This is a genomic window from Imperialibacter sp. EC-SDR9 (assembly GCF_902498805.1).
Classification (GTDB): domain Bacteria; phylum Bacteroidota; class Bacteroidia; order Cytophagales; family Cyclobacteriaceae; genus Imperialibacter.
The window spans coordinates 144,593-170,043 of the sequence record NZ_LR701580.1 but is presented as its reverse complement, the minus strand read 5'-3'; the positions used below and the strand labels follow the sequence as shown (position 1 = coordinate 170,043).

Annotated in this window: 34 protein-coding genes; 17 read left to right on the top strand and 17 right to left on the bottom strand. The window is 46.6% G+C overall.

What is annotated here, in order from left to right:
* Positions 1 to 2 precede the first annotated feature (2 nt).
* Positions 3 to 896: an alpha/beta fold hydrolase gene (locus GC130_RS10195; protein WP_226940422.1), complete on the top strand. Its 894-nt coding sequence runs from the start codon at positions 3 to 5 to the stop codon at positions 894 to 896.
* A 196-nt stretch (positions 897 to 1,092) separates the two neighbouring features.
* Here the strand turns inward: GC130_RS10195 and GC130_RS10190 are convergent, their stop codons facing one another.
* Together GC130_RS10190 and GC130_RS10185 are read right to left on the bottom strand one after the other, a co-directional pair.
* On the bottom strand, positions 1,093 to 1,770 hold the full coding sequence (locus GC130_RS10190) for a porin family protein (RefSeq protein WP_151998193.1): 678 nt from the start codon (positions 1,768 to 1,770) through the stop codon (positions 1,093 to 1,095).
* A gap of 24 nt (positions 1,771 to 1,794) precedes the next feature.
* Positions 1,795 to 2,463 (bottom strand): OmpA family protein, encoded by a 669-nt coding sequence (locus GC130_RS10185; protein ID WP_151998192.1) that lies wholly within the window; start codon positions 2,461 to 2,463, stop codon positions 1,795 to 1,797.
* A 248-nt stretch (positions 2,464 to 2,711) separates the two neighbouring features.
* Here GC130_RS10185 and GC130_RS28585 point away from each other — a divergent pair, with 248 nt between their 5' ends.
* A complete protein-coding gene (locus tag GC130_RS28585; RefSeq protein ID WP_193217823.1) occupies positions 2,712 to 2,867 on the top strand; it encodes a hypothetical protein in 156 nt (51 codons plus the stop codon).
* Positions 2,868 to 2,916: 49 nt separating this feature from the next.
* On the opposite strand, the gene GC130_RS10180 is transcribed toward GC130_RS28585, so the two are convergent.
* Together GC130_RS10180 and GC130_RS10175 are read right to left on the bottom strand one after the other, a co-directional pair.
* A complete protein-coding gene (locus tag GC130_RS10180; RefSeq protein WP_193217822.1) occupies positions 2,917 to 3,591 on the bottom strand; it encodes an outer membrane beta-barrel protein in 675 nt (224 codons plus the stop codon).
* Between the two features lie 84 nt (positions 3,592 to 3,675).
* Positions 3,676 to 4,278 carry a hypothetical protein gene (locus GC130_RS10175; RefSeq protein WP_201568410.1) on the bottom strand — a complete coding sequence of 201 codons (603 nt, stop codon included), beginning with the start codon at positions 4,276 to 4,278 and terminating at the stop codon, positions 3,676 to 3,678.
* A gap of 342 nt (positions 4,279 to 4,620) precedes the next feature.
* Here GC130_RS10175 and GC130_RS10170 point away from each other — a divergent pair, with 342 nt between their 5' ends.
* From GC130_RS10170 to GC130_RS10160, 3 genes are read left to right on the top strand one after another with little or no spacing between them, the layout of a single operon-like run.
* Entirely contained in the window at positions 4,621 to 4,833 is a 213-nt protein-coding gene (locus GC130_RS10170; RefSeq protein WP_151998190.1) for a helix-turn-helix domain-containing protein, read from the top strand.
* Positions 4,834 to 4,857: 24 nt separating this feature from the next.
* Positions 4,858 to 5,190: a HipA N-terminal domain-containing protein gene (locus tag GC130_RS10165; protein ID WP_151998189.1), complete on the top strand. Its 333-nt coding sequence runs from the start codon at positions 4,858 to 4,860 to the stop codon at positions 5,188 to 5,190.
* Entirely contained in the window at positions 5,180 to 6,211 is a 1,032-nt protein-coding gene (locus GC130_RS10160) for a type II toxin-antitoxin system HipA family toxin (protein ID WP_151998188.1), read from the top strand. Before GC130_RS10165 ends, GC130_RS10160 begins: the two co-directional genes overlap by 11 nt.
* Before the next feature lie 3 nt (positions 6,212 to 6,214).
* Here GC130_RS10160 and GC130_RS10155 read toward each other — a convergent pair whose 3' ends face one another.
* Positions 6,215 to 6,751: a YfiT family bacillithiol transferase gene (locus GC130_RS10155; RefSeq protein WP_151998187.1), complete on the bottom strand. Its 537-nt coding sequence runs from the start codon at positions 6,749 to 6,751 to the stop codon at positions 6,215 to 6,217.
* Positions 6,752 to 6,869: 118 nt separating this feature from the next.
* Here GC130_RS10155 and GC130_RS10150 point away from each other — a divergent pair, with 118 nt between their 5' ends.
* Positions 6,870 to 7,088, top strand: a complete 219-nt coding sequence (locus tag GC130_RS10150) for a DUF2191 domain-containing protein (RefSeq protein WP_151998186.1) — start codon at positions 6,870 to 6,872, stop codon at positions 7,086 to 7,088.
* Positions 7,089 to 7,090: 2 nt separating this feature from the next.
* Positions 7,091 to 7,468, top strand: a complete 378-nt coding sequence (locus GC130_RS10145; protein WP_151998185.1) for a PIN domain-containing protein — start codon at positions 7,091 to 7,093, stop codon at positions 7,466 to 7,468.
* Between the two features lie 69 nt (positions 7,469 to 7,537).
* Here the strand turns inward: GC130_RS10145 and GC130_RS10140 are convergent, their stop codons facing one another.
* A complete protein-coding gene (locus GC130_RS10140; protein ID WP_151998184.1) occupies positions 7,538 to 8,506 on the bottom strand; it encodes a YpdA family putative bacillithiol disulfide reductase in 969 nt (322 codons plus the stop codon).
* Positions 8,507 to 8,577: 71 nt separating this feature from the next.
* Positions 8,578 to 9,261 carry an SDR family NAD(P)-dependent oxidoreductase gene (locus GC130_RS10135; RefSeq protein ID WP_151998183.1) on the bottom strand — a complete coding sequence of 228 codons (684 nt, stop codon included), beginning with the start codon at positions 9,259 to 9,261 and terminating at the stop codon, positions 8,578 to 8,580.
* 61 nt (positions 9,262 to 9,322) lie between these two features.
* Here GC130_RS10135 and GC130_RS10130 point away from each other — a divergent pair, with 61 nt between their 5' ends.
* From GC130_RS10130 to GC130_RS10120, 3 genes are all read left to right on the top strand, one after another.
* On the top strand, positions 9,323 to 9,655 hold the full coding sequence (locus tag GC130_RS10130; RefSeq protein ID WP_151998236.1) for an MGMT family protein: 333 nt from the start codon (positions 9,323 to 9,325) through the stop codon (positions 9,653 to 9,655).
* Positions 9,656 to 9,862: 207 nt separating this feature from the next.
* Positions 9,863 to 10,492, top strand: coding sequence for a 2'-5' RNA ligase family protein (locus GC130_RS10125; protein ID WP_151998182.1), 630 nt, complete (start codon positions 9,863 to 9,865; stop codon positions 10,490 to 10,492).
* A 200-nt stretch (positions 10,493 to 10,692) separates the two neighbouring features.
* Positions 10,693 to 11,214 carry a transposase gene (locus tag GC130_RS10120; protein ID WP_151998181.1) on the top strand — a complete coding sequence of 174 codons (522 nt, stop codon included), beginning with the start codon at positions 10,693 to 10,695 and terminating at the stop codon, positions 11,212 to 11,214.
* A 79-nt stretch (positions 11,215 to 11,293) separates the two neighbouring features.
* Here GC130_RS10120 and GC130_RS10115 read toward each other — a convergent pair whose 3' ends face one another.
* Positions 11,294 to 12,751: a sodium:solute symporter gene (locus tag GC130_RS10115; protein WP_151998180.1), complete on the bottom strand. Its 1,458-nt coding sequence runs from the start codon at positions 12,749 to 12,751 to the stop codon at positions 11,294 to 11,296.
* A 195-nt stretch (positions 12,752 to 12,946) separates the two neighbouring features.
* Between GC130_RS10115 and GC130_RS10110 the strand changes: the two genes are divergently transcribed.
* The 4 genes from GC130_RS10110 to GC130_RS10095 all read left to right on the top strand — a co-directional run bounded on the left by GC130_RS10110 (position 12,947) and on the right by GC130_RS10095 (position 16,360).
* The gene (locus tag GC130_RS10110) at positions 12,947 to 13,228 is read left to right on the top strand and encodes an ATP-dependent Clp protease adaptor ClpS (RefSeq protein WP_151998179.1); all 282 of its coding nucleotides are present in this window, start codon (positions 12,947 to 12,949) and stop codon (positions 13,226 to 13,228) included.
* 8 nt (positions 13,229 to 13,236) lie between these two features.
* A complete protein-coding gene (recR, locus tag GC130_RS10105; protein WP_151998178.1) occupies positions 13,237 to 13,857 on the top strand; it encodes a recombination mediator RecR in 621 nt (206 codons plus the stop codon).
* A 164-nt stretch (positions 13,858 to 14,021) separates the two neighbouring features.
* On the top strand, positions 14,022 to 15,218 hold the full coding sequence (locus GC130_RS10100) for a pyridoxal phosphate-dependent aminotransferase (RefSeq protein WP_151998177.1): 1,197 nt from the start codon (positions 14,022 to 14,024) through the stop codon (positions 15,216 to 15,218).
* A gap of 131 nt (positions 15,219 to 15,349) precedes the next feature.
* Positions 15,350 to 16,360, top strand: coding sequence for a bifunctional heptose 7-phosphate kinase/heptose 1-phosphate adenyltransferase (locus GC130_RS10095; RefSeq protein ID WP_151998176.1), 1,011 nt, complete (start codon positions 15,350 to 15,352; stop codon positions 16,358 to 16,360).
* A gap of 61 nt (positions 16,361 to 16,421) precedes the next feature.
* Here GC130_RS10095 and GC130_RS10090 read toward each other — a convergent pair whose 3' ends face one another.
* Complete coding sequence (locus tag GC130_RS10090) at positions 16,422 to 17,666, bottom strand: Nramp family divalent metal transporter (RefSeq protein ID WP_151998175.1); 1,245 nt, start codon at positions 17,664 to 17,666, stop codon at positions 16,422 to 16,424.
* An 8-nt stretch (positions 17,667 to 17,674) separates the two neighbouring features.
* Complete coding sequence (locus tag GC130_RS10085) at positions 17,675 to 18,907, bottom strand: mandelate racemase/muconate lactonizing enzyme family protein (protein WP_151998174.1); 1,233 nt, start codon at positions 18,905 to 18,907, stop codon at positions 17,675 to 17,677.
* Between the two features lie 608 nt (positions 18,908 to 19,515).
* Here GC130_RS10085 and GC130_RS10080 point away from each other — a divergent pair.
* Both GC130_RS10080 and GC130_RS10075 read left to right on the top strand, forming a co-directional pair.
* The gene (locus GC130_RS10080; protein ID WP_151998173.1) at positions 19,516 to 19,713 is read left to right on the top strand and encodes a hypothetical protein; all 198 of its coding nucleotides are present in this window, start codon (positions 19,516 to 19,518) and stop codon (positions 19,711 to 19,713) included.
* Positions 19,713 to 19,979 (top strand): type II toxin-antitoxin system RelE/ParE family toxin, encoded by a 267-nt coding sequence (locus GC130_RS10075; RefSeq protein WP_151998172.1) that lies wholly within the window; start codon positions 19,713 to 19,715, stop codon positions 19,977 to 19,979. The genes GC130_RS10080 and GC130_RS10075 overlap by 1 nt, the downstream gene beginning before the upstream one ends.
* Before the next feature lie 118 nt (positions 19,980 to 20,097).
* Here the strand turns inward: GC130_RS10075 and GC130_RS10070 are convergent, their stop codons facing one another.
* The 3 genes from GC130_RS10070 to yiaA form a co-directional block, all read right to left on the bottom strand.
* Complete coding sequence (locus GC130_RS10070) at positions 20,098 to 21,480, bottom strand: serine hydrolase (RefSeq protein WP_151998171.1); 1,383 nt, start codon at positions 21,478 to 21,480, stop codon at positions 20,098 to 20,100.
* A gap of 215 nt (positions 21,481 to 21,695) precedes the next feature.
* Positions 21,696 to 21,854 (bottom strand): hypothetical protein, encoded by a 159-nt coding sequence (locus tag GC130_RS28580; protein WP_193217821.1) that lies wholly within the window; start codon positions 21,852 to 21,854, stop codon positions 21,696 to 21,698.
* A gap of 410 nt (positions 21,855 to 22,264) precedes the next feature.
* Positions 22,265 to 22,654 (bottom strand): inner membrane protein YiaA, encoded by a 390-nt coding sequence (gene yiaA / locus GC130_RS10060; RefSeq protein ID WP_151998170.1) that lies wholly within the window; start codon positions 22,652 to 22,654, stop codon positions 22,265 to 22,267.
* A 113-nt stretch (positions 22,655 to 22,767) separates the two neighbouring features.
* Between yiaA and GC130_RS10055 the strand changes: the two genes are divergently transcribed.
* Complete coding sequence (locus tag GC130_RS10055) at positions 22,768 to 23,304, top strand: hypothetical protein (protein WP_151998169.1); 537 nt, start codon at positions 22,768 to 22,770, stop codon at positions 23,302 to 23,304.
* Positions 23,305 to 23,411: 107 nt separating this feature from the next.
* On the opposite strand, the gene GC130_RS10050 is transcribed toward GC130_RS10055, so the two are convergent.
* From GC130_RS10050 to GC130_RS10035, 4 genes are all read right to left on the bottom strand, one after another.
* Entirely contained in the window at positions 23,412 to 23,909 is a 498-nt protein-coding gene (locus tag GC130_RS10050; RefSeq protein WP_151998168.1) for a hypothetical protein, read from the bottom strand.
* Between the two features lie 213 nt (positions 23,910 to 24,122).
* Positions 24,123 to 24,518 carry a type II toxin-antitoxin system VapC family toxin gene (locus GC130_RS10045; protein ID WP_151998167.1) on the bottom strand — a complete coding sequence of 132 codons (396 nt, stop codon included), beginning with the start codon at positions 24,516 to 24,518 and terminating at the stop codon, positions 24,123 to 24,125.
* A complete protein-coding gene (locus GC130_RS10040) occupies positions 24,515 to 24,751 on the bottom strand; it encodes a hypothetical protein (RefSeq protein WP_151998166.1) in 237 nt (78 codons plus the stop codon). Before GC130_RS10040 ends, GC130_RS10045 begins: the two co-directional genes overlap by 4 nt.
* A 167-nt stretch (positions 24,752 to 24,918) precedes the next feature.
* Positions 24,919 to 25,338: a hypothetical protein gene (locus GC130_RS10035; protein ID WP_151998165.1), complete on the bottom strand. Its 420-nt coding sequence runs from the start codon at positions 25,336 to 25,338 to the stop codon at positions 24,919 to 24,921.
* Between the last annotated feature and the right edge of the window lie 113 nt (positions 25,339 to 25,451).

The window sequence follows — 25,451 nt, the reverse complement described above, 5'->3', positions numbered from 1 at the left end:
CGATGAAGAATTTCTCTCAACCAATGATGCTGAGCCTTGGCGTGGCAGTTGCCCTGCTGGCTTCATGCAGTACAAAAAATAGTGAGCCCATGGAATCAACAAAATCAACCGAAAAGACCGCTTACTTCAAAAGCGGTTATTCGGACGTCAACGGATTGAAGATGTACTACGAAATACATGGTGAGGGAGACCCACTTGTACTCATCCACGGAGGCGGTTCAACTATACAAACCACGTTTGGCAATATTATCCCCGACCTGGCGAAAAATCACAAGCTGATTGCCGTTGAGCTACAGGCCCATGGCCGCACCAGCGACCGGGATGCACCGGAAACTTTCGAGCAGGATGCCGATGATGTGGTGACACTGTTGCAAAACCTGGGCATTGCCAAAGCTTCCTTTTTTGGCTTCAGCAATGGCGGCAATACCACTATGCAAATTGGCATTCGTCACCCTGAAATGGTAAACAAGCTGATCATAGCGTCCGCTTTTTTCAAAAGAGAAGGCATGTTTCCGGGGTTTTTTGATGGCATGGAGCATGCCAGCCTCGATAATATGCCAGCCGACCTGAAAGAAGCTTTTTGGGCAATCAATCCTGACTCTACTAAACTCCTTGCCATGTTCAATCATGACAAAAATCGGATGCTCGGCTTTCAGGATTGGGATGAGGCTTTGCTGCAATCGATTCAAGCTCCGTCGCTCATTATCAATGGCGACCAGGATGTGGTGCAAAATACACATGCCGCCCTGATGGCTTCCCTTATACCCAATGCCAGGCTGATGATACTGCCCGGCAACCACGGCTCGTACATGGGGCAGGTTGAAGGGTCTTACACAAGGAGCAAAACTACCGAGCTGACGCTGGCAGTGATAGATGAGCTTTTGAATGGTGAGTAGCCCGGGTTTGTGGTGCCCAAAGCGCTAGCTGGTGGCAACACAGGGAAGGCTTGGAGGAGTGGACTTGTCTTAAAGTAGAAGATTCCTACGGGATGGCTGGAGGGGCGAGCGGATTTTGCGAATGCAATAAAAATACCCCTCTGATCCTATCAAAGAGCAGAGGGGGTTCTGGAAATCCTTTTATACAGCTTTTGGTTTAAAACCTATAGCCGGCTGAAAGGCCAAAACCAGTATTTTTTACATTGGTTTTATCATCGGCAATTCTGTTATCGTCAGGATTAATTTTCACCATGCCCAGCTGCGAGTTCAACTGAAAAAACAAACCACCAGCCATCTCATAGCCAAACAGAATATTTCCCCCAAAATCGAGCGGCTTAAAATAGGGTGTCAACAATCCATCACCGTCATTAACTTCATTGGTGAATTCAATGTCATTATTGACTTCGACAGAACCAGATACGTACGTAGCCTTACCACTCACAGCATACCCCACGTAAGGCCCAAAGCCTAACATAATATAGCCATTGCCCACCTGGCTTTTGTACACCAGATTCAAAGGCAGTTCCAAATACGAGAGCCTGTAAGTGCTTGTCACTTGTCCCGTTGTGTTTTTGGCGCCCTTGGTGCTAAACATTAGCCCTGGTTGAAAGTAAAACTCCGGAGCAATAGGTATTTGAACATTGAGGCCAGCATGAAAACCCGCCAGCAAATCATTTTCAAGTTTGTCTCCGTTGAAATCCTTTCCATTAAAGTTCTGCAAGTTAACTCCGCCCAGAATGGCCACGCCGCCTTTTTCTGATTCAGTGCTTTGAGCCATGGTCGCTGACGTGGCGAAGACCAGGGCAAGTAAGGTATATAATTGTCTTGCTTTCATTTTGTTGTCTTTTGATCGTTTGAATTAATTGGAAGCTTCTTTGGCAGCTTCTGCCTTCATTTTTTCGCTGGCAGTGATCAGGAATTCAACCCTGCGATTTTGAGCTTGTCCGCTAGACGTACCATTGTTGTATTTCGGTACCGATTCGCCAAAACCTTGGATGCGCACCCGGTTGTAGCTGATTCCCTGGCTCCTTATATAATTTGAAGAGGTGCTTGCCCTTCTTTCCGACAAGCCCTGATTATAAGACTCAGACCCTTTACTGTCGGTATGCCCCTGCACTTCAATATCAGTGTCGGGATAAGCGTTGAGCACCTTCACCAGCTTATCCAGCGAAGTCTTTGATTCAGAAGAAAGGTCGGATTTATCAAATCCGAAGAGCACGTCGCTGCTAAATTCGACCACAATGCCTTCTCCTACCCTCTCCACCTTAGCGTCGGGAACGGTTTTTTCCAATTCGGCCGCTTGCTTGTCCATTTTGTTGCCAATCAACGCACCAGCGGCACCTCCGACTGCTGCCCCGATTATGGCACCCAACGCAGTGTTTCCTGATGCCCTGCCAATAACGGCACCCATGGCACCTCCACCAACAACGCCAACAGCTGCCCCTTTCTTGGTTTTGTTGGCAGCGCAGCCAGAGAAAACTAAAGCCACGCTTAAAAAGAAGATCAAACTCTTACTTGAATTTTTCATACTTAGCTACTTAATGATTGATGTGGCAGGGGATCACCTCGAAGTATTCAGATTGGATAAGACCCCACCTTTGGAGAGACGGAATATTTTTATCAAAAGTAGGCGCAATGACGCTGCTGCGAGTTACACATGTCTCCATTAGAGTTGTATAAATCACGCATTGATCGAAGCGCAGAGTGTGCGCTACTGCTAGAAAATCTCAGGGCCTTTTTTGACATGGCGGATTCCTTTGAGTGCTTGCCTTTGGAATGTTTGGCTACTTCGCTTCTGAAAACGATATAATAAAAGAGCTCGCTTTTGGAGTCATTGTGTTGGGCATCGGTTTAATTGGCATGCTGAAGGCTGCTATTGAGATGTTTGAAAACCATAGGAAGGACAAACAACGAAGCCCAATGAATGAGTAGTCCCTTTGGAAACTTACTTTGAGGAGCGTAGATCTAAAAAAACCCTGGCCTAAAACTTATAGCCAAGCGACACCCCAAAGCCCATATTTTTTATGCTGGATCTGTCACCGGGATATTGATTGTATGTTGGGTTGATTTTGACAAGGCCTTGCTGAGTGTTAACCTGAAGGAACAATCCACTGGACATCATATACCCAACGAACATATTGGCACCAACATCCATCCGTTCAAAATATGAAGTCCAGGATAAGCCATCGTCTTTCGCCGGATCGGTAAACTTGATATCACGTGAGAATTCGACTGCACCGGTGCCAGAGGTAACATGACCTCCGAAGCCACGAGCCACATATGGGCCAAAGCCGAGCATTATGTATCCACTTCCCCATGGTTTTTTGTACACCAGATTCAAGGGCATTTCGAGATAGGACAGCCGGGTAGTGGTGCTTGTTTCCACAACACCTTTAGATCCCTTGGTGATAATTAGAAATCCCGTTTGAAAATGGAAGTCTGAGCTCACGGGTATGTTCACATTCATGCCGAAATGAACTCCTGGTAGTAAGTAATTTTTTTGAATGCGCCCATCGGAGCCTCTCTCATCAAATTTCTGAAGATTGGCTCCGCTCCTTACGGCAATTGACACCCTTTCTGATTCAACACGTTGAGCCATGGCTAGTGAGCCAGTGAACACCAGAGCTAGTGTAAGAATGTATAATCTTTCTCTCACTTTTGTGTTTTTTTGAGTCAGATAGTGGCACTTATAAGCAGTCACCCTTTTGACCGTGTCCACAAATCTAATCATTTCCGAAAGCTATCTGTTTTGGAAGTCAACTGGCCTATCAGGCACAATAGTAGCATCATACGTCGCTCCCGCTGCTACCTGCACCATGGTGATCCGCACTTTAGTCGGGAAAAAGTGTTCATGGTCGGCTCGCTTGTGGGCGTGGCCTTGCCCCCCGCTGTCGTCTTTGATCACGAGATCCATTTGTTTGATGCCTTCACTCCAAATAATGGATTCATTTTCCCAAAAAGAAGTCATGGAAACGTCCAATTCGTAAACGCCCTCCTTCGTATACAAGCCAGTATTAGTGCAGCCATAGCCGTTGCCCTGGCCTTTGTTGGGGATGTAGCAAAGCGTCCATTGAGTGGGGAAGCCGCCTTCAGGCTTTTCCATCACTTCCAGACGGATATGAACCGTACCATTGCGGTAGTCGACAGGGGAAGTCCAATCGGTGGGCCGCTGGGCATTCAGCATATCGCCTTTTACGTAATAGTGCGATTTGCTGGGGGTGGAATTGTCGGCGTTCTCTTTGGTGTACGTGAATTCTGTGTCGAAAAGAAGGAATTGATTGGGTTGCTGCGCCAGGAGCAGCGTGGGGAGGATCAGTACAGCTAAAAGTGAAAGTCTTTTCATAGGATGATACTTGAAGAAGTAATGTGTGAGAAAGATACTCAACAGAATTGAGATAAAGGGTAAAAGCTGATCGATGAAGTTTGCTAAATTACTTGTACACATTGGTACCACACCTCGAGGTCAACTTTCAACGTGACTATCCTAAACTATACCCGCTCAGGTATAGTCAAGTGGAAAAGGCTTAAAAACTCTTCTTTATCGGCTCCATAATCACATTTTATTGTGATTATTAGGTGCTTTATTTCCCATCAGCTATTAAGAAACTATAAAATCACATTATAGTATGATTTAAATTGTTTTTTGTTCATTACAGCCCTATCTTTACGGAAAAATCACACTATAATGTTATCCAGCGAGATAGGTGAAACGATAAAAAGCCGAAGAAAGGAATTGGGGATTACCCAACCTCATTTGGCTGAATTAGCAGGTATCAATACCAACACGCTATATAAACTGGAAACAGGCCTGGGAAATCCGTCTCTTGCAGTCCTAAATAAGTTGGCCGAGGTGCTTGGAATGGAAATTAAAATAGAGGTAAAGAAACCCCTCGCTTAGTCTGAGTAAGCCAGATTTGAACTAATGAGAAGCATTCGAATATACAGAAACGATGAGTTTGCAGGTATACTTACCGAGGAGAACAGAAAAAGTTATGTGTTTCAATATACTGAGGACTATTTCTTTGACATCAACAAGCCCGCCATTAGTCTCACCCTCCCAAAAACTCAAAGAGAATACAGAAGCAGCTATCTGTTTCCATTCTTCTTTAATATGTTAAGTGAGGGCGTTAACAAGACGCTTCAAACACTACGTCTAAAAGTCGATCCGGAAGATAGTTTCGGGCTATTAATGGCCACGGCACAATTTGATACAATCGGGCCAATAACTACCAGACCATTGAGCGATGAAGAATGAAGGTGTGATGGTGAAAGTTTGTCCGGGAACCCTGGCAGATGGCTACACAAGCTATAGTCCTGGTTGCCTGAGGAAGATGTTTAATGGCAAAAAGGTCAGCCATATTCTACCCTATGATCCCCCACAGCAAAGTGAAGAAGTGGCGGAGCAATTCATCGACAACCGGAAAAGAATTTCAATCTCGGGCGTGCAGGAAAAGTTGAGCATGTTGATGGATAAGAACATTTTGCGACTAACCAAAGAAGGTGAGCAGGGAACGTACATACTCAAGCCAATACCCAGAGATTTGAAAAAGGTAGATCAGGTACCTGCCAACGAACATGTTACTATGCAAATAGCTCATCAGGTGTATGGCATAAACACAGCCGAAAATGCCATGATATTCTTCAGAGACTCTACACCAGCCTATATCACCAAAAGGTTCGACATCAAGGAAGATCCCAAGCAACCCAACAGACATTTGATTAAGTGGGGGAAAGAAGATTTTGCCACACTTGCTGGAAAAACCAAGGACAATGCTGGAGCCAATTTCAAATACACCTACAGCTATGAAGAGATCGGCGCCCTTATCCGTAAATATGCGCCGGCTTGGAGAGTAGAGATAGAAAAGTACTTTTCACTTGTTGTGTTTAACTACCTCTTCTCTAACGGGGATGCTCATTTAAAAAACTTCTCTTTGCTAGAGTCATCAAGAGGGGACTATCTCTTAAGCCCTGCCTACGACTTGATCAACACCCAGTTGCATGTGGACGATACAGACTTTGCACTTGACCGGGGGCTTTTTGCTGACGATTTTAAGAGTGAGGACTTCAAAAAAAACAGTCACCCATCCCAATCTGATTTTGCTGAATTTGGCAGAAGAATTGGTGTGACGGAGAAGAGAATTAGCAAATTGATGGAGCCATTTATTCAAAAACAAGAATCAGTCACCCGCCTGGTAGAAAACTCCTTTTTGAGTGCGCCCAATAAAAGGGACTATCTCATCTTATACCAAACCAAGCGAAATTACCTCGTTGGGTAAATCTCACCACCCCATCCTCTTCTTCAGCTCCGTGATATGCGCCAGGTGATGCCGACCATGCCAGGAGTACATAGCCAGCACAGTGGCCAGCCGGGAGGTCTTTCCGGAAGCAGGGTGCACAAAAGTTCTCTGGTAGTCTTCTTCAGACATCGCTTTTAATAGCACCACCCATCGCTTGTGGAGCATTTCCAACAAATCGAGAGAAAGATCAATTTCTCCATGAGCCGCATCGGGTAACTCAGCCCATAGCTGCTCTTCGTAGGGTCGGATGGTTGGGTTGTCCTCAGTGAGCGCCAATCTGAAACGCATATACGAATTCATATGGCTATCAGGGATGTGGTGCACTACCTGCCGCACCGTCCAACCGCCGGGGCGGTAGGGAGTTTCCAACTGTTCCTCAGAAAGGCCCACGACTGCAGTCCTCAATTGCGAGGGCAAATGGGCAATGTCTTCTATCCAGTGGCTGCGCATGCCGGACGAAGTGTCTTTTGGCGGGACAAAATCTCCTATAGGAAATTTGAGTGCTTCGAGGTTTTCCATAAAGAACCGATGTAAAAAATGATGGTGAAGTTAAAAAGAAAGGAACGAAGAACAGCCAGGAGTGGCTGTAATTTGAAAATACGATAGACTATCGTATTTTTGGATAAAGCAATACCAAATGAAAGTAACAGCCCTGATTTCTAATGACTTAATTGATGAGGTAAAAAAGTTCAGTCACGGTAAAAACATTACCGAAAGCATCACCATTGCCCTTAAAGAATGGGTGGCACAAAAAAAAATTGAAGAAGTCACCCATTTAGTAACTGAAGCCCCCCTGGCCTTTCAAAGCAATTTTTCGGCTGAAAAGGCACGAAAGCTCAACAGAACATCAGCCTGAAAATGATCCTGGTCGACACGTCAGTTTGGATAGAGTTTCTCAAAGGCAAAACACCCGAACTCACTGATAAAATGGTGCTTGAGCTAAGAAATAGAAATGTATTGGCAGCAAGTCCTGTTTTCGGAGAGTTGTGGCAGGGAGTGAAAAATGACCGTGAAAAAAGCATTGTTGATACCTACTGGCGCAACCTCCCGAAAGAAAACGAAACGGAGCTGTTCATTGAGGCCGGAAAGCTTTCCAATCATTACCAGCTCTTCAGCAAGGAAGTTGGGCTGATCGACTGTGTGATTCTTTCTCTTGCGTTAAAAGGAAACCATCAATTATGGACGCTTGATAAAAAGCTACTGTCAGTGACTGAAGAAATACTCGGAGTGGTCTGAAAACGCCAATCCCGGCTTTCTTGGCTACAAATCCTCGAAGGGTTCAAAACCTCCTGGAGGGTTATCACCTCAAACGGGCTGCTTCTTCGCAATTCCCTCCATGATCACCTCCGCATGCACCCTCGAGTTTTCGATGAACCATTTATTGGTTTTCAGGCCCCCACAAATAACGCCTGCCAGGTAAATGCCCGGCACGTTGGTTTCCATGGTCTCGGGATTGTGCTCAGGTGTTAGAAAATCATCTTTACCAATTTCAATGTTCATGCTTTTGAGGAAGGTAAAGCTGGGTTGGTAGCCCGTCATGGCCAGCACAAAGTCGTTTTCCAGCGTCTTCATTCCCGCCGGCGTCATGATGTCAACTTCCGTTTCCCGGATGGCCACCACCTGCGACTTGAAATAGGCCTTGATGGAGCCTTCCTTGATCCGGTTTTCAATGTCCGGTTTCACCCAGTATTTCACACGGTCGCCAATTACCTCGTCCCGGATCACCATCGTCACTTCTTTCGCCCCCTTCCGGTAGGTTTCCAGGGCCACATCAACGCCTGAGTTGGCAGCTCCAATCACAAGCACCTTCATCCCAAAATAGGGATGCGCCTCTTTATAATAATGTTGCACTTTGGGCAAGTCTTCGCCTGGCACGTCCAACAGGTAGGGTAAGTCGTAAAAACCGGTAGCCAGGATTACATTGCGGGCCTCAAAGGTGGCTTTGGAAGTGCTGATGACAAAGTAGTCTCCCTTCTTTTCCACAGCATTGACTGGTTCGTACAACCGGACGTCCAATTTCCAGGAGCTGGTCACCCTGCGGTAATACTCCAGGGCCTCTGGTCGGGTAGGTTTGGGGTTGTGAGAAATAAACGGCACCTCCCCTATTTCCAACTTGTCGGAAGTGGAAAAGAAGGTCATATTGGCCGGGTAGTTGTAAATGGAGTTGACCAGGCAACCCTTGTCCACAATCACATAACTCAAGCCTCTCTTCTGAGCCTCAATTCCACAAGCCAGACCAATGGGGCCCGCACCTATCACAAATACGTCTAACATCGGTAATATTTAAAGCTTAACCTTATGCCAACCCCAAAATCCGCCGACTGGTTTCATCTACAGCATTCAAATTAGCTATCGCCGTAAATCTTATAAACACCCTGCCTCAAGGCGTCGCCTTCCTCGGAGCAAATGAAGCCAATGGTCTTGGCAATCTTTTCTGGTTTCACCCACTTGTTGAAGTCGGCATCGGGCATGTTCTTCCTGTTGGGAGGCGTATCGATGATACTGGGCACTACAATGCTTGAAGTAATGTGCTTCCCTTTGCCCGATTCGTTCAATATGTCGGACAGGTTAAACAATAATGACTTTGACAGCGCATAAGGCAGGGTGTCCTTTCCGCCAGAAGCCTGAAGGGCTGGCCTGGCCCCGACAAACACCAACCTGCCTCCGCCTGCTTTTGCCATTGCCTGAAACGCTGGTCTGGCAGTGAAATAGGCCGTGTAAAAATTTAAATGGAGCATTTTGTCGAGTTCGGCACCACCCGTATCCTCAATATTTCCCATGGCAAAGCCACCCACTAGCATAATCACGGCATCGAGGCGACCATGCCTGGCAACCACTCCATCAATGGCATCTGAGGCAGCTTTCTCATTGGTCAAATCGGCCTCTACAAACTCGGCTTTGGTCGCTCCGGCTGGCAAGCGACCCGGCACGGCCGTACCTACGACCTTGTAGCCTAAGCTTGAAAACTCGTTTACAACTGCCTCGCCAAGATTTCCCCCGGCTCCTGTAATCAGCACAACTTTCTGCATAACAATTTCTGTTTTGCCTGGTCAAAATAAGATATTGCAAGATGTAATATTTGAGTCTCCCATGCCAGCAGACAAGACGTCGTTTTTCCAGGATGTGTATGAAGTAGCCAGGCTGATTCCCAAAGGCCGGGTGACCAGCTACGGCGCCATTGCTAACTATCTTGGCACCAAAGGCAGCTCCCGCATGGTGGGCTGGGCAGTCAACAGCGCTGGCATGCCCGATGATGTGCCTGCACACCGGGTGGTGAACCGGGTGGGTGTACTTTCCGGCAAACACCACTTTGGAGGTTCCAGAATGGAAGACCTGCTAAAAACAGAAGGGATCGAAGTAAAAGATGATAAAATTGTCGGCTTTCAAAAAGTGTTTTGGGATCCGATGAAAGAACTAGGGTGAAGGGGAAGCAACAAATAGCAAAAGGCAAATCGCAACTAAGCCACAAATACTAATTGCTGAAATTCCAAACCAGCCCTCCTGCCTTGCCTTCCACCTGAAGCACTTTTTAAGCAACACCACTTAAATACTAATTTTTGTAGTAATTATTACTCAAATGTTTTGCATATAATTTTAGTATTACTAAATTTGATAGTAAATACTACCGCTATGAAAATGTTCTACAAAGTCCAGCTTCCTGCGTCACAGCCAGTAGCTTCGTATGTACACCAGTGCAAGCTATACATTCAACAGAGGGCCGGGAAGTTCAAGTTCATTACGTCGGATGCACATATTTCACTTTTCTCCTTTGAGGCTGAAGTTGCCGACGAACAGCAGTTGATCAAAGCCCTCAGAAAAGCCGGCACTTATCTGGATACATTTGATGTGTCACTTAATGGCTTCTCACACTTCCCTCAAAGTCGCACCCTCTTTATCAAAGTGGAGAACGCAAGAATGCTGAAGGAAAGGAACAGACTTTTTCATGATACCTTTGTTTCCATCACAAAAGACATGGGCATCGACATCAGTAATATGTCATTTACCGATCATCCGCATATGACGATTGGTGCCGATTTTGATAGCAAAATCTATGGCTCTTTATACAATGCGTTTGTTCAGCATCGTTATCACCAGGACTTCAAAGCCGAAAGTGCCTTACTTGTAAAGTACATTGGCAGAGGAAAAAATAAGGTGCTTTCTAAAGCACCATTTCAAAAAGTTTCCAAACATCAACCACCTTTTGATGAAGCGCCAACCGCCTCAAATGAAAAAGGTCAAATGACATTGGAATTCAATTAGCTGTGTTAGTACCAGTGTGGGGAAGCTCACACTGGAACGCCTATTTTTTCGCCGTTCGTTGCGGGTGTGAAGACACACCCTCTAACGAATTAAACTACAGAAGCTGTGTTCTCGACCACATTCGCTATCGCTAGACTATCCTTTTAACACCTTTCGTTTGAAGGGGGTGTCTTCACACCCAAATAAAATGTCAACATTAGATGGAATTGAACAACATCTACTTTTACACCACGACTATCAAAGACTGGAATCTCCTCCTTGCGAACGACGGGTATAAAGACATAATCATTGATAGCCTTCGGTTCCTGGTTCAAAACAAGAAACTGGCCGTTTACAGCTTTGTTATAATGCCCAACCATTTACACATCATATGGGAAATGGTAGACACAAATGGAAATGAACTTCCGTGTACGAGCTTTGTGAAATTTACAAGCCACATGATTTTCAAAGACTTGAAGACAACCAACCCTCAACTACTTGCTGGTTTCAAAGTTCAGGCAACTGATCGGTCGCATAATATTTGGATGGCCGATTATTTAGCGATCCATTTATACTCCGATAAATTCATCCACCAAAAGCTCACCTATATCCATAATAACCCTTTGCAGGAACATTGGCGGTTGGCAGAAAGGCCAGAAGACTATAAATACTCTTCGGCCAGGTTCTATGAAACCGGAATTGATGAGTTTGGGATACTGACCCACATTGGCGAAAGAATATGAACACTATGATCCAGTAAATCGCTGAACAGGTGGAGGTGTCGACCGGAACGGGTGTGAAGACACACCCGGAACCACCTCCTCACACGGAAACGTCTATTTTTCTCTTGCTGCTAATCACCCAAAGCCCCAGAAATGTCAGCAACCCATTCAAAAGCAAAATCTCAAACCCAAACTTGTATCCCCACAAAAGGCTTTCGGAACTGATGTTGATGAGGTAAGACAATAACGGCGAGAGCACACAGATCACCGGCACATATTTGTCAGTGAGAGGCCGCTTAGTAAACAAACCAAACGAGAACAGTCCGAGCAACGGGCCATAAGTATACCCCGCAGCCGTGAACACTGAATTGATCACACTCGAGTCGTTGATGGCATTGAAAATAAGGATGACGAAAAAGAGCAGGAATGAAAAGCCCAGGTGAACGAGCATCCTAACCTTATCATTGTTTTTTACCTCTTTTTTCTCAAAACCCAAAAAGTCGACACAGAAGGAAGTGGTCATTGCCGTGAGGGCTGAGTCGGCGCTACTGTACGCAGCAGCTACAATGCCCAGGAGAAAGAGCACCCCGGCGAAAGTATTAAAATGACCGAGCGCCAACATAGGGTAAAGATTGTCGGTGCGGTCAGGAATAGGAATGCCCGTGGCTTCCGCATACATAAACAACAGCGCACCCAGGCTCAAAAACAAAAAATTAACGATAACCAACACCACGCAAAACCAAAACATGTTTTTCTGGGCATCGCCAATATTCCGGCAGGTGAGGTTCTTTTGCATCATGTCCTGATCGAGTCCAGTCATCACAATGGCAATAAAGGCCCCCGCAAAGAACTGCTTGAAGAAGTTCTTACTACTCTGCCAATCCCATTCAAATACCCGGAAGTAGTCACTTTTCACAACGGTGGATCCTATGTCTGCAATTCCAATGTTCAACTCAGTACTGATGAGATATATACTAATAACAACCGCCAGGATCATAAAGCCGGTCTGCAGGGTATCGGTCCACACTACTGTTTTTATACCCCCTTTAAAAGTATAAAGCCATATCAGCCCGATGGTAATGAGCACGCAAGCCCAAAAGGGGATACCAAAAGAATCAAAAATTGCCAACTGCAATACACCAGCCACCAGAAACAGCCTGAAAGACGACCCAACCACCCTGCTGAGGAGAAAGAAAAAAGATCCTGTTTTGTAAGAAGCCACACCGAACCGCTGTTCGAGATAGGTATATATCGTAACAAGATTGAGTTTGTAGTAAAGAGGCATTAATACTGTGGCAATGATCAGGTAGCCGGGCAAATACCCCAACACGACCTGAAAATAGGTAAAACCGCTATTGCCGACTTCGCCAGGAACGCTGATGAACGTAACGCCACTCAATGAGGCACCGATCATCCCAAAGGCCACCAAATACCAGGGAGATTCTCGGTTTCCCGTAAAAAATGTCGACGAAGTAGCACCTCTGGAGGTAAAATAGGAGATGACGAAGAGCAGTAAAAAGTAACTTCCAATGACGGCGAGAACAAGAGTAGGTGTCATATCTATCGGGATGTCAGTTTATTTTCTTAATTTTGCGGGATATTCAAACCAAATTAACGGACAGAACATCACTCTGGCAAAGTAATTCATCTGGAATAAAATAAACGGAATACTAAAATGGACTGCCTTCCAGAAGCATCCAAAGATGGCAACTGAGACTGGAAGAACCACAATTCATTTAAATTATAAAAGACTATGAGTTATCAACCGCAAAAAGAAGATCTGGTTGAGGTAATGGAAGACCTTGAGTCAACCGATTTACAGGACTTAATTGTCTACAACGACGACTATAATACGTTCGATCATGTAACCAATACATTGATCAAGGTTTGCAAGCACGATAAGCTGCAAGCGGAGCAGTGTACCTGGATCATCCACTATAAAGGCAAGTGCGGCGTGAAAAAGGGCTCTCTTCCCGAGCTAAAGCCTATGAAAGAAGCCATTTTAGAGGCTGGCATCAACGCCGAAATTCTTTAACGGTCTGCATGGAATTTCCATCTAAACTCATTGAAGAGGCCGTAGAACAATTTTCTCAATTTCCTGGCATTGGCAAAAAGACAGCTTTGCGACTCGTGCTTTACCTGCTGAAGCAGGAAAAGGAGCAAACAACCAGCTTTACCGAGGCGCTCAATAACCTCCGTCAAAAAATTCGCTACTGTGTCGAATGTCACAATATTTCAGACACCGAGGTTTGCAGCATTTGCACCAGCCACCGCCGTGACCGCTCGCTTATATGTGTTGTAGAAGACATCCACGATGTGCTCGCCATAGAAAACACATCCCAATACAACGGACTCTACCATGTCCTCGGCGGCATCATCTCACCCATGAACGGTGTGGGGCCTGATGAATTAAATATCCAAACTCTGGTAGACAGAATTGCCGGAAAAGACGGTGAAGTGCAGGAGGTGATTCTGGCGCTTAGTGCCACCATGGAAGGTGATACTACGTCGTTTTACATTACCCGCAAGGTGAGCGACAAAGGAGTGAAAGTATCAACGATAGCCCGAGGCATTCCATTCGGTGGCGAGCTGGAGTACACCGACGAAATCACGCTTGGACGAAGCATTTTGACCAGGGTGAATTATGACCTTCCTGCATCATAAAGCCCGCCCATTACGAGAAGCTAAATATTCGCCCGCTTACGAAAGAATAATTTCGATAATCTCAACTGATCTGCTGCATATTTTTGAAAGTTCTAAAAAAGCCGGGGCGCTTGGCATAAGCGATTCATTATCTTTAATTTGCGCCGCAATTACACCCGATCAACATGAGTTTCTTATCTAAAAGAGTGAATGCCCTGGCCGAATCGGCCACACTAGCCATGGCCAAAAAGGCCAGAGAATTGAAGTCAACCGGCGTTGACATCATCAGCCTAAGCTTAGGCGAACCCGATTTTAAAACTCCCAAACATATCCAGGAAGCAGCCAAGGCAGCCATTGACGAAGAAAAATACTTTGCCTATTCTCCGGTAGCCGGTTACCAGGATTTGCGGGAAGCCATTGCTGCCAAATTTAGAAACGAAAACGGGCTTGATTCGAAGCCGGAAAATATCGTGGTATCGACCGGCGCCAAGCAGTCGATCTACAACCTGATGTCGAGCATCCTCGATCCGGGAGATGAGGTAATCATTTTTGCCCCTTACTGGGTGAGCTACTCTGACATCATTCAGCTTTGCGAAGGCAAGTCGGTATTGGTGTCGGGCACTATAGAAAATGGCTACAAGCCAACGGCCGCACAGCTGGAGGCAGCCATTACACCAAAAACAAAAGCATTGCTTTACTCCTCCCCTTGTAACCCTACTGGTTCTGTTTTCAGCAAGGAGGACTTTGAAGGTTTTGTAAAAGTGCTGGCGAAGCATCCGCAAATTCTGATCCTGGCGGATGAAATCTACGAGCACATTAACTACGTGGGCAAGCACATTAGCATCGGCACATTCCCGGAAGTAAAAGACCGGACGGTAACCATCAACGGCATGGCCAAAGGATTTGCTATGACTGGCTGGAGAATTGGCTTTATCAACGCACCCAAAGAGGTGGCGCAGGCTTGCGAAAAAATTCAAGGTCAGGTAACAAGCGGCACGAACACGATAGCGCAAAGAGCGACTGTTTCGGCCCTTACCTCCAGCCTTGATGCCACTAAAGAAATGTCAGCGATCTATCGCAAGCGCAGAGACATGGTGTACGATCTGCTCAAAAGTATCCCGGGGCTAAAAGTCAATATGCCCGAAGGTGCTTTCTATTTCTTCCCGGATGTGAGCCACTACTTTGGCAAGAGCGATGGGGAAATGACCGTGAAAGATGCTGATGATTTCTGCATATATATCCTGGCTAAAGCGCATGTAGCCCTTGTAACAGGCGGCGCTTTTGGTGCACCCAATGCAGTGCGTCTTTCATACGCAGCTTCAGAACCGGAATTGCAAGAGGCCATTAAAAGGATAAAGACCGCTCTGGCGCTTTTGAAATAATTTGTCAGTCTGAGCTTGTCGAAGACGATTTCGGAGTGAACTCCCATTTCGACAGGCTCAGACGGACATCACTTTTTTAAACTTTCTTTTTTTAACTCATATATTTGGGTCGTTAACCCAATAATTTGTCCATGCCTTTCTCCTCCATTCAGGAAGTTTTCAAAGCTTTTGAAAATCTCAAAGTGCTCGTCATCGGTGATGTGATGATCGACTCCTACATTTATGGTAATGCTGCCCGCATCTCTCCTGAGGCGCCCGTACCGGTTGTTAATGTCAACAAAAAAGAAAACCGCCTCGGCGGTGCTGCCAATGTGGCGCTCAACATCCAGTCGCTGGGAGCCACCCCCATCCTTTGTAGCATCATTGGGGATGAGCTTGACGGCGAAACGTTTTTTGAGTTGCTGAAGGCAAGAAACATCTCCTCCCAGGGCATCATCAAAAGCAGAGAGAGGATTACGACGGTTAAGACCAGAGTGCTCGCTGGCTCACAGCACATGCTCAGGGTTGACAGCGAAACCGACAAGGCCCTGACTGCTCTTGAGCAGCGAGCGCTCATGGATCACATTCGCAATCTGGCAACCGGTTGTGACGTCATCATTTTTGAGGACTACGACAAAGGTGTACTTAACCCAGCCATCATTTCACAAACCATTAATCTGGCCAACGAGCTGGGCATCCCTACGGTGGTGGATCCAAAGAAGCGAAACTTTCTGGCCTATAGCGGTGCCTCGCTTTTCAAGCCCAACCTGCGGGAGCTGAAAGAAGGCCTGAAGCTGGAATTCGATCACCACGACCTGGATCAGCTGTCTTCAGCAGTGAACCAGCTCAATGCGCACATGCCTGTTGAAAAAGCACTCATCACGCTATCAGACAGAGGCGTTTACCTTACCGACCATGTGCAGTCCATCCACTACCCAGCCCACATCCGCCGCATTGCCGACGTATCGGGTGCAGGCGATACTGTGGTGAGTATAGCAGCACTCTGCGAGGCACTGCATTTGTCGCTGGAAGTGCAGGCCGAGCTTAGCAACCTCGGAGGTGGACTTGTGTGCCAGCACCTGGGTGTAATGCCCATCGAAAAGGAGAGCTTGCTTCAGGAAGCGCTTAAGAACGAAATGATTTTGAAGCATTTGAAAGACTAGCACTGTGTTATTTTAGTTCTAATCTCAGCACTGTAGCCAGCCCGGTTCACGCCATCCTGCTTCAAAAGAAATCCTTCAGTGCGCTGAACCCAATCACTGAAATAACGCAGGAAAAAACGAATGCCAGCACCAGCCCGGTATTTAGCAACCAGCCTGCTCGATGCTCACCCATTACCGCTTTTCTATTGATCATGTAAATGATTCCGCCAATGACCAGCGGCAGCACAAACACATTGGCCACCTGAGTGGCTATCTGTGCCACAATAGGGTTGGCACCGAGTATCGGAACTGAAAGCCCGACCACGCAAGCCACCGCTGTAAGTCGTTTAAAAAGCTTCGACGTCAGGTCAAGTTCGCCGTTTTTATAGTCAGAAATCAATAGCGGCGCCACCATCAGAATGGGAAACACCGACGAAAGCCCCGCACTCAATGCCCCGGTCATAAACAGCGCCACCGCAAATTTTCCTGCCACAGGCTCCAGGGTGTACACCATGTCAATCACCTTGTTGATCGTCAGCCCCTTGTAATAGAGGGCACCCATAGCAGTAATCATGATAGCGGCACTGATGACAAACATGAACAATGCCGATGACAGAGCATCTCTCGACTGTAAAGAGGTATCCTCCCTGGCCCAGCCTTTGCCCTTCATTAGCAGCGGCCTGACCACAAAAGTAGGCGCCGCCATAGTGGTGCCCACGAAGGCAGCCACGAGGAGGTTTCCTCCCTCTCCCTCAGGAATGGAAGGGATAAAACCCATAACTATTTCGCCAGGTGGAGGCAGCACGATGAACATGGAAATGAGAAATGACACGCCCATGATGGTGACGAAAAGGATAAGAATTTTCTCAAAAAACGAATATTTGCCCATTATCAGCAGAAAATAAAGGATAGCGAGAATGACGACGGCGATAGACAACACGGCCCAGTAACTCTCCGCAGGCAAGCCGGGCAGAAACAAGCGGGCGATCTCATAAAGTGCATTGGCCGAAAGCCCCACGATGCCCGACAGCGAATTCCACTGACCGATCACGATGCCGATAATAAGCACCACTGCCAGCACCTTGCCAAACTTCAGCTCTGTTTTGAAGCTATTCACGGCCGTTCGGCCTGTCACCACGGCATATCTTCCGTATGCCTCCATGAGCGCCCACGAAAAAATGCAGCTCAGCGACAACACCCAAAGTAGTTGGGAGCCGTATTGGCTGCCGGCTTTGGCCATGGAGGTGACACTGCCTGTGCCCACCGTGTATCCTATGCAAAAAAGTCCTGGCCCTATCGACAATAAAAAAGCAGCGATCTTCTTCATACGTTCTCTTACCAGTTGGTGAATGATCCGTCAGCTCTCCTGAAGCCTGGGTGGTTGTAGTCGCTGCCTTTGGTGATCTCGTTGATGAGTTCAACGTTTTTGGGATTGAACTCAACCCCCAGACCTGGCCTTTGAGTTGGGTAGAGTTTGCCATTTTTGAAGTTCAGGTAGTCGTCGTTGAGGTAGTCTGTCTTCGTTGCGGAATTGCCCACTATCTCTGTGAGCACAAAGCCAGAGGATGCCCCAAGCGTATGCACAATGGCGGCTGTTGAGATTGGACCGGTAAAGTGGGGAATCAAGCCGACATAATGCGTTTCGCAAATGGCTGCAATTTTCATGAACTCGGTAATGCCGCCTGTGTTGGGCAGTGTTACCCTCGAAAAATCGATCAGGTGATCTTCCACCAGCTCGTTGATGTCCCAGCGGTCGCCAAACTGCTCACCCACGGCAATGGGCACATTCACTTTGGTACGTAGCGTTTCATAAATGCCAGGATTTTCGGAGCGCACCAGGTCCTCCACAAACAGCGGCCGAAGTGGCTCTATCATATTGCAGACAGTGACTGCCTCGGCGGTGTCGAAACGGGTATGCAGGTCGATGCACCACTGCCCGTCTTCCCCTACGCCCTCACGAACCTGCTCACAATGTTTGCGGTAGTTGTTCAGCCATTTGTGCACGTCAAAAACGTCTCTTGACCCCACACCCCCATCCGTGCGGAAAGCATAAAAGCCAGCTTCCATGCAGGCCTTAGCCGTTTCCTTTACCGACCCCTGGCCGGGAAATCCGGTGGAGTAGCATGGAATATAATCACGGGTGAGGCCGCCAAGCAATTCATACACCGGCACATTCAGCGCTTTACCTTTGATGTCCCACAGAGCCATGTCGAGCGCACCCATGGCGTGGAGCCGCTCACGACCCGAGGGATAGAAGTAGCCCCTGTTCACTTTCTGCCACAGGTGCTCAATACGGAACGGGTCTTCACCAATCAGCATTTCCGCCACGTTCTGGATCATCTCTTTGGAGCCACCCTCCCCGATGCCTGCGATGCCACCATTGGTTTCCACCACCACAATGTCCCGCATCTGAGCAAAGGCCGGTTTGGTATAATCGGGGTCACGGTAGTGCCTGATTTTTGTGATTTTGAGGTCTGACTGGGTATGGGCGTTCAAAAATGGGAGCCCCATGGCGAGGCCGCTGGCCGTCAACAGGCTTTTTTTGACAAAGTCTCTTCGGGTGGTCATGAGCAGGTAGTTTTAAGTGGTAGCTATAATGGTCAACCGACAGCAGGTATATTACCAGTTGTCGGGTATCGGAAATTAGTAAAAGATGGGGAGAAAGCGTGACTTGGCCTACCTCAATTGAGATGAAAGCTTTCTGGCGCAGGCGGACGGGTGCTACTTGCTATGATCGGGCCGGAGATTTGAGCTTTCAGGTTTCTCCTGTTTCTCAACCTCCTGCACATCTGTAGTAGCCTTGCTCCGCTTGAGCAAACATGAAACAGCCTTGCGGCGGCCTTGCTCAACCTGAGCAAGTGTGATGTAGATCTGCGAGAGACTTGCTCAACCTGAGCAAGCGTGATGCAAGCTTACGGGAGCCTTGCTCAAGCCGAGCAAACGTGAAACAAACTTGCAGCGGCTTTGCTCAGGTTGAGCAAACGTGTTGCAGTACTGCGGCAGCTTTGCTCAAGCCGAGCGAATGTGAAGGACATCTGCGGTCTCCTTGGCAAATATAGCCCACCACTGCGGAATGTCTTTTAGCTAAAGGAGGGCTTGACTGGCCTCCTTAACCCACCAGGTGTTCATGGAAGATTCGTGTAGCTTCAATCTTTTCGATTAGTTATATTTGCTTTATGAGTTCAATCGTCGTCAATCCGCAAAGTGAGGAAGAATTTCAGTTTATTTCAGAGCTACTTAAGAAGCTGGGTGTTGATTCAACGGTCTTATCTGATGAAGATGCAGAAGATTTGGGACTATCTATCCTGATGAAAGATGTCGACCGTTCTGACTTTGCATCTGAAGATGAGCTAATGGCAAAACTGAAAGGTTGATGCAGGTTGTTTACCTTAAGAGGTTCAGCAAAGACCTTGATAAAATTACCCAACCCAAAGACCGAAAAGCTATTGCTGAGGTTATTGAACTGGTCAAGCAAGCCGAGAAAATAGAGGAACTACCTGGTGTTAAAAAACTCGCTGGCTTTGACAATGCTTTCAGGCTCCGCTCAGGAAACTATCGAATTGGCGTATTCATGGAAGGTAATATTGTTCAGTTTGCCAGAGTGGCGCACCGAAAAGATATCTACAAAATGTTTCCATAGTTGCCGCATTTATTTGATCCATTCGGATTAAGATTGGTATTAAAAATGAGCGTAAAAGTGTTGCAAAAAACTATCGGACGCTTCAGAACCTGGCTACGACGAAGTATTCATTCCCACCTCACTCAATCTTCCTGGCTACTCCACCGCCGCCGCCTTGAAACAGCGTTAAGCTCTCTACCATTCCATTATCGACAACCTGAAACGATATCTTAGCCCTCACCTCAGGCTGGAAAAAAACGGTGTCATTTTCGGCGTAAATCTCAAAGCGCTCCTCGGCTGTTGGCTGTCCATAGAGCTGCTCGCCTTCTCTCGTGATGGTGATCATGAAGCCAGGCTGTAGCTCGTACACCCCCACATACTGCTCCAGCACCGACTCAGGCACCTGCACCGCATCGCTCTTAAAATACTGCTCTGCCAGCTCCGATCCGGAATCGAGCAGGTTGAAACCGATGTCGTCGGCGCCTGTGCTGGAGTTGGTCAGCACCACCACCCCTTTGCCAGTTTCCTTCACAAACCCGGCAAAGGTTCTGTAGCCTCCCGTTCCGCCATTGTGCCAGATCACGTCTCCTTCCCTGCCATTCTTAATATGCCAGCCCATGCCCACCTGCATGCCGCCGGCCTTGTCATGTCGCATCGTGTGCGACATATCCATGGCTGCCCGCAAGGGAGTATCCACATAGCCCAGGTTGGCCGAAATGAATTTGGCCATGTCCGAGGTGGAACTCCTGATGGCTCCTGCACCTGCCAGCGTAGGAATATCCCAATTCTCCACCACATAGGGGCCGGTATGCCCCAGCGCCAGGTTTTGTTTCATTCTTTCGGTGAAGGCAATTCTTGTATCGTTCATTCCCAGCGGGTCGGCAATGGTTGCCACCATCAGTGCCTCATAAGTTGTGTTCTTGTTCTGGGCAAGCAGATGCCCCAAAAGACCCTGGGCCAGGTTTGAGTATTCATATTCGGAGCCAACCGTTCTGATGGGCTCATAGTTAGAAATAAACTCGTACATCTGCTGAACAGTGTAGTCGGCATAGGGATTATTGGGATTGGCCGGGGCAAAATTGGTCGGCATTCTTGGGATGCCCGACGTATGGTCGGTGAGGTTGCCAAAGGTGATGGGTGCATCACCCATTACGGGCACTTTCACACTATCGGGGAGGTAGTCGTTAATTTCGTCCTCCAGCTTCACGTCGCCATCCAGCACCCGCTGCGCCAACAGAATAGCCGTAAACACCTTTGAAATAGACCCTATTTCGTAAATGGTGTTTTCATCAACCGGTTTACCATCCAGCGTCATTTTACCAAAATTGTAATATTTCACTCCCGACGAGTCGATAATGGCCAGGGCCATGCTGGGCATTTGTCCGTTCTGAATGCGTTTTTCAATAGTGGCTACTACTTCGGGCGGCAAGCCATCTGTGGTCGCCTTGTTTGATTTGTCGGTGCACTGGTAACTAACAACGCCAACAAGAAGAAGGGCGAAAACAATTCTGAGCTGCTTCATAAAGGTGGATAGGTTTAGGTAATCAAGATGAAAAAAAAGCGCCCGGGTTGCTTGCGGGTGTTTGGTGGAACCGGGCGTTAATTAAAGATAGGAGTTTTTGTGGTTTTTGGTGGCAGAGGAATAGGCTTTTTCAACGGGAGATGACCACAAGCGGGCACTTACCTGGCAGCTTTTCGATGTCGAAAACACTTGCCTTGTAGAACTCTGCCGACCTACTAGGCATTTACTTTTTTCCCATCAGTCCGTTTTGCTTTTGCTAATCTCGCTTTCTTACGATTTTCTATGACGTCACTTATTAGTTTTTCCTCTTCTTTTGTCAAAGGCTCCAACCCTCCGATAAAATCCACATCCAATTCTTTCCTTTTTTTTGTCATGACTCAATGTCTTTAAAGTACCTGTCTATAAGTCGTAGTGCGGCCCCGGTTTCAATAATCATTACACGACCGCCAGCATGAAACGCACCCAAGGTTTCAGTGTAATGTCTTATTAGCTGGGTCTTCGAAATGAATGATATTGGTTGTGAAACTATCTCCAGTCATTACATTCTCTATGGAATTACTCAGCCTGTCAATTACAAAGTCAAGCCCTTTATTCGTTCCGTTTGCCACTCTACAATTTACAAAAGCTTGCCGACTTTTAATTAACTGACAAAGAAACGGATGCTTCCACTAGTGGGGCACTGGAAGCCCACATTAAAAAGTCTGCACTGAGTAAAAAAGACAGCGCAGACTTTCTGATTTTAAAACGTTGCTAACCTGTGATGTTTACACCATACCTGGCAACATCACTCTGTTGCGATTGAATCTCGGGTGTTTTTTTGCACCGCAATCACCCCAAAAAGTGAAAGGATGAAAGAGAACGCATAAAAGCCTTTTTCGCTGGGAAGCAAATCAGCATTCCACAAGCCGATGGTAAGAAGTACTAAGCACAAAACTGTGCAGAACCAGCAAATGGAATAATACAAATCAGTTACCGGAATGTTTTCCAGCTTGTCACGGACGGCCTTTTGCAGAGAAATCACGGCAAACAAGCCAAACATCAAAACAGTAAAATAATAACCCTTCTCGTTTAGCATCATCTCTGCTCTGAAGAGACCTACGAGGTACCCAATCATACCGGTCAGCAGCGCAATCCATGACGCAGCGACAAATGCATTTGATGGTTTTTGATTCATGGTTTTGTGGTTTTTGCTTTGAATAAAATTCAACCTGATGCTTTCAACGAGGTAATTTGACTACTTTGTTTGTACAATAGTGTACAGAGAATTTTTTGCCGTGGCTTCCTGAAATGAAGAAAACAAGTGAAAACAAACTGAAATGGATAGAATGCGGATATTCGCTATTTGCGTCGATAGGCCCGGAAGCACTCAATGTAGAGCGGCTGTCAGGCCTGGTGTCGCTGGCCCGGTCAAGCTTCTATTACTACTTCGGTGATCTTGTCAATTTTGAGCATGAGCTGCTGAAAACCCACATCATGCACTATGAAAAGTTTGGGCAGTTGATGCGTGACTATGTTCATTTCGAACAACTGTTTTCGGACGAAATAATGGAAAACAAAATCGCCCTTGCCTTTCAGCGCCAGTTGCTCATCAACAAGTCAGTAAAACGGTACCAGGAGTGCTCGGACGAGGCACGAGAGTTTACTGAAAAAAAGACCTACGAACTTTGGGCAAAGGCCAAAAACGTGGATAGCAACTCCGAAGCGGAATGGATGCTGTTCAGGGCCATCAGAGACTTCTATTTTGTTCAGTTCGGGCAGGCAGGCCAGGATCCGCAGGATGTGCTGGTGCTGCTGTATTCTTATTTGGGGAAGTTGAAGGAATAGAGGATGTTGATTTGAGCAAGCCGGAAGCTTGAATAGAAATATCCACAAGTTTACCCGGCCCGATTCGTTGATCGCTAAATCTAAATCTTCGGGAGGAGGAACATGTCTTAGGTTTGAGTTGAGATTCCTTTTTCCTTCTGGTATTCGTCAAAAGTCGGCAGGTATTTCTTCCAGGTCCATTCAACAAAAAAAACTCCATAAATCAAGTGTATCACCCCAACCATCCAACTCAAGTCGCTTGGTAGCAGCTCTAGAGCTATCACTAACAAGGGCAAGTAGAGTACAGTAAGGCCTAGCACTGTCCAAATTCCTTTTCTGTTACCAAGCTCCCATATATTGAACGCCATGAAAGATCCGATAACCAGGGGAGTCACCAGGAAAGCCAAAAAGTAAATGGTGTTCTTCGAAGTTAGTTTTTTCTCAAATTCTTTGACTTGTTGCTCCGCTTCAAGTTTGTCGGTCAGTTTGGCTATGAGTTGATCTACTGCGTCTGACGTAGTTCCTCGGCTTTTGAGCTCAAAAGCAGCCGCCAATTGAGCTTCTTCTGCATAAGTCGCTGGACTGTTAATTACCTTAACAAGCTCTGCATCAGATTTGTTGGCCATGACCGTCGAGAAATGGTTTATTCGCATCTGTTTTCAATTATCACTAATGGGTCGCTACAACAAGCTCGTGGGATTTTCAATACAATTCAAATACCCCTTGCGCTTAGCCATGCCATGTTAAAATTATGCTTTGTTGCGGAGAATCCAAGCGAGCTGCTGCCAGCTTACAGCCGAGCCTCTCAAGCGTGATAGTAGCCATGTGTTGTGGAGCTATTAACTGGCCCAGTTTTCCAGCTTTATCCCTTTCAAACGCTCGAAGTGCTTTTCGTTGTTCGTCACCAACGTTAAGTCATTTGCTATTGCAGATGCTCCTATTAGTAAATCGAAGTCGTCAACTATACGCCCCTCTTTCCTAAGGCGTGCTTTTTCAGATGCAAAAGTGTCCAAGGCATCAAAAATTGGGAGGATTTGAATGCCAGAAAGGAAGTTGTCAAGTGCTTTTGAATTGCGAGACGGCTTTGCGCTTTTGGCCACTCCAAATTTGAGTTCGGCCAATGTAATTTCAGATATAAACAGCGAGTCTACGTCCAGTGAGTCGAATTTTGCGTCTAGCCCAAATCTACCCTTCATGTAGTAGATGCAAATATTAGTGTCCAGCAAGTATTTCAAAGCTCCTCAATCTGGCGGTTAGTGTGCCTGCTGGTTCTGAGTTCATCGATAAGTTCGTCTGCAGATTGTTCAGAGTCCCAAGCTCCAAATGAAGAGCGAATCTTGGATTTAGAAGAAGTCGGGGAATTTATAGAGGCTGTGAGTCGCTCAATAAGGTTAACCTTCATAGAGGGGTTCATCCGCTCCAGAAGGCCAAAGTAGTTGTTCAATATTTTCTTCTCAGCTGCGTCCATAAGGTAAAGTTACGAAATTATGCAATTAGAAGAAATATGAGCCACTAGCGGCTAGCCACGGGGATGTTAACTATACTTTGTGGCGGAGATTCCAAACCTCAAATGACTGAAAGCCGATGACGCCGCCATTCATTGTTAACGATGTGTTATGCATTTTTCAAGACTGATTACGTGTCGTATTCTCCATCCCAAGGCTCGGAAAACGCAATAGTTGAGCTTGGTTGTAACTCAATGGATTCGGTTTCATCGTCAGGAATTAGACCAAACTCAACTCCGTCTATGATTGTTTTGAACGGTTTCACTGCGATGTCACAGTATTCAATGGGCCCGAGTCTATCGACCATTTCCATCAATTTACTGCGGGTTGTGTCAGCAGATATTTCAGCTGTCGTACCAGCATACCAATGATTTGTATTTATATGATTTCCCTTGCTATCAAAAGTATATAGCACTACGTACTCTTTTCTCAACTTTTCCCAATCCTGACCCGGCGTTCGGGCTGGAAACACAAAGGTCTCATATCCGAAAAATTGTTTACCGTCCGATGTTCGTCCAACAAAATGAGTATGATAGTCTTCCTCTCGCATTATTGGGAGAAGCTTTGGTATCCATGATTTCTTGAAAAAACTGAACATTCGTGGTTTCTAATGCATAACGACTAGCTCGTGCGTGGGGGTTTTTGATCCAGTTTAGTTCCCGC

Bases quoted from the DNA above. Each gene is read 5' to 3' on its own strand.
- GC130_RS10170 (WP_151998190.1), top strand. From the start codon at position 4,621: ATGTTATCCAGCGAGATAGGTGAAACGATAAAAAGCCGAAGAAAGGAA.
- GC130_RS10070 (WP_151998171.1), bottom strand. From the start codon at position 21,480: ATGAAGCAGCTCAGAATTGTTTTCGCCCTTCTTCTTGTTGGCGTTGTT.
- GC130_RS10095 (WP_151998176.1), top strand. From the start codon at position 15,350: ATGCCTTTCTCCTCCATTCAGGAAGTTTTCAAAGCTTTTGAAAATCTC.
- GC130_RS10100 (WP_151998177.1), top strand. From the start codon at position 14,022: ATGAGTTTCTTATCTAAAAGAGTGAATGCCCTGGCCGAATCGGCCACA.
- GC130_RS10055 (WP_151998169.1), top strand. From the start codon at position 22,768: ATGAAGAAAACAAGTGAAAACAAACTGAAATGGATAGAATGCGGATAT.
- GC130_RS10155 (WP_151998187.1), bottom strand. From the start codon at position 6,751: ATGGAAAACCTCGAAGCACTCAAATTTCCTATAGGAGATTTTGTCCCG.
- GC130_RS10110 (WP_151998179.1), top strand. From the start codon at position 12,947: ATGAGTTATCAACCGCAAAAAGAAGATCTGGTTGAGGTAATGGAAGAC.
- GC130_RS10090 (WP_151998175.1), bottom strand. From the start codon at position 17,666: ATGAAGAAGATCGCTGCTTTTTTATTGTCGATAGGGCCAGGACTTTTT.
- GC130_RS10035 (WP_151998165.1), bottom strand. From the start codon at position 25,338: ATGCGAGAGGAAGACTATCATACTCATTTTGTTGGACGAACATCGGAC.
- GC130_RS10085 (WP_151998174.1), bottom strand. From the start codon at position 18,907: ATGACCACCCGAAGAGACTTTGTCAAAAAAAGCCTGTTGACGGCCAGC.
- GC130_RS10185 (WP_151998192.1), bottom strand. From the start codon at position 2,463: ATGAAAAATTCAAGTAAGAGTTTGATCTTCTTTTTAAGCGTGGCTTTA.
- GC130_RS10165 (WP_151998189.1), top strand. From the start codon at position 4,858: ATGAGAAGCATTCGAATATACAGAAACGATGAGTTTGCAGGTATACTT.
- GC130_RS10150 (WP_151998186.1), top strand. From the start codon at position 6,870: ATGAAAGTAACAGCCCTGATTTCTAATGACTTAATTGATGAGGTAAAA.
- GC130_RS28585 (WP_193217823.1), top strand. From the start codon at position 2,712: ATGTTTGGCTACTTCGCTTCTGAAAACGATATAATAAAAGAGCTCGCT.
- GC130_RS10195 (WP_226940422.1), top strand. From the start codon at position 3: ATGAAGAATTTCTCTCAACCAATGATGCTGAGCCTTGGCGTGGCAGTT.
- GC130_RS10075 (WP_151998172.1), top strand. From the start codon at position 19,713: ATGCAGGTTGTTTACCTTAAGAGGTTCAGCAAAGACCTTGATAAAATT.
- GC130_RS10140 (WP_151998184.1), bottom strand. From the start codon at position 8,506: ATGTTAGACGTATTTGTGATAGGTGCGGGCCCCATTGGTCTGGCTTGT.
- GC130_RS28580 (WP_193217821.1), bottom strand. From the start codon at position 21,854: ATGACAAAAAAAAGGAAAGAATTGGATGTGGATTTTATCGGAGGGTTG.
- GC130_RS10050 (WP_151998168.1), bottom strand. From the start codon at position 23,909: ATGGCCAACAAATCTGATGCAGAGCTTGTTAAGGTAATTAACAGTCCA.
- recR (WP_151998178.1), top strand. From the start codon at position 13,237: ATGGAATTTCCATCTAAACTCATTGAAGAGGCCGTAGAACAATTTTCT.
- GC130_RS10190 (WP_151998193.1), bottom strand. From the start codon at position 1,770: ATGAAAGCAAGACAATTATATACCTTACTTGCCCTGGTCTTCGCCACG.
- GC130_RS10120 (WP_151998181.1), top strand. From the start codon at position 10,693: ATGGAATTGAACAACATCTACTTTTACACCACGACTATCAAAGACTGG.
- GC130_RS10135 (WP_151998183.1), bottom strand. From the start codon at position 9,261: ATGCAGAAAGTTGTGCTGATTACAGGAGCCGGGGGAAATCTTGGCGAG.
- GC130_RS10040 (WP_151998166.1), bottom strand. From the start codon at position 24,751: ATGGACGCAGCTGAGAAGAAAATATTGAACAACTACTTTGGCCTTCTG.
- GC130_RS10115 (WP_151998180.1), bottom strand. From the start codon at position 12,751: ATGACACCTACTCTTGTTCTCGCCGTCATTGGAAGTTACTTTTTACTG.
- GC130_RS10160 (WP_151998188.1), top strand. From the start codon at position 5,180: ATGAAGAATGAAGGTGTGATGGTGAAAGTTTGTCCGGGAACCCTGGCA.
- GC130_RS10175 (WP_201568410.1), bottom strand. From the start codon at position 4,278: ATGAAAAGACTTTCACTTTTAGCTGTACTGATCCTCCCCACGCTGCTC.
- yiaA (WP_151998170.1), bottom strand. From the start codon at position 22,654: ATGAATCAAAAACCATCAAATGCATTTGTCGCTGCGTCATGGATTGCG.
- GC130_RS10080 (WP_151998173.1), top strand. From the start codon at position 19,516: ATGAGTTCAATCGTCGTCAATCCGCAAAGTGAGGAAGAATTTCAGTTT.
- GC130_RS10125 (WP_151998182.1), top strand. From the start codon at position 9,863: ATGAAAATGTTCTACAAAGTCCAGCTTCCTGCGTCACAGCCAGTAGCT.
- GC130_RS10145 (WP_151998185.1), top strand. From the start codon at position 7,091: ATGATCCTGGTCGACACGTCAGTTTGGATAGAGTTTCTCAAAGGCAAA.
- GC130_RS10130 (WP_151998236.1), top strand. From the start codon at position 9,323: ATGCCAGCAGACAAGACGTCGTTTTTCCAGGATGTGTATGAAGTAGCC.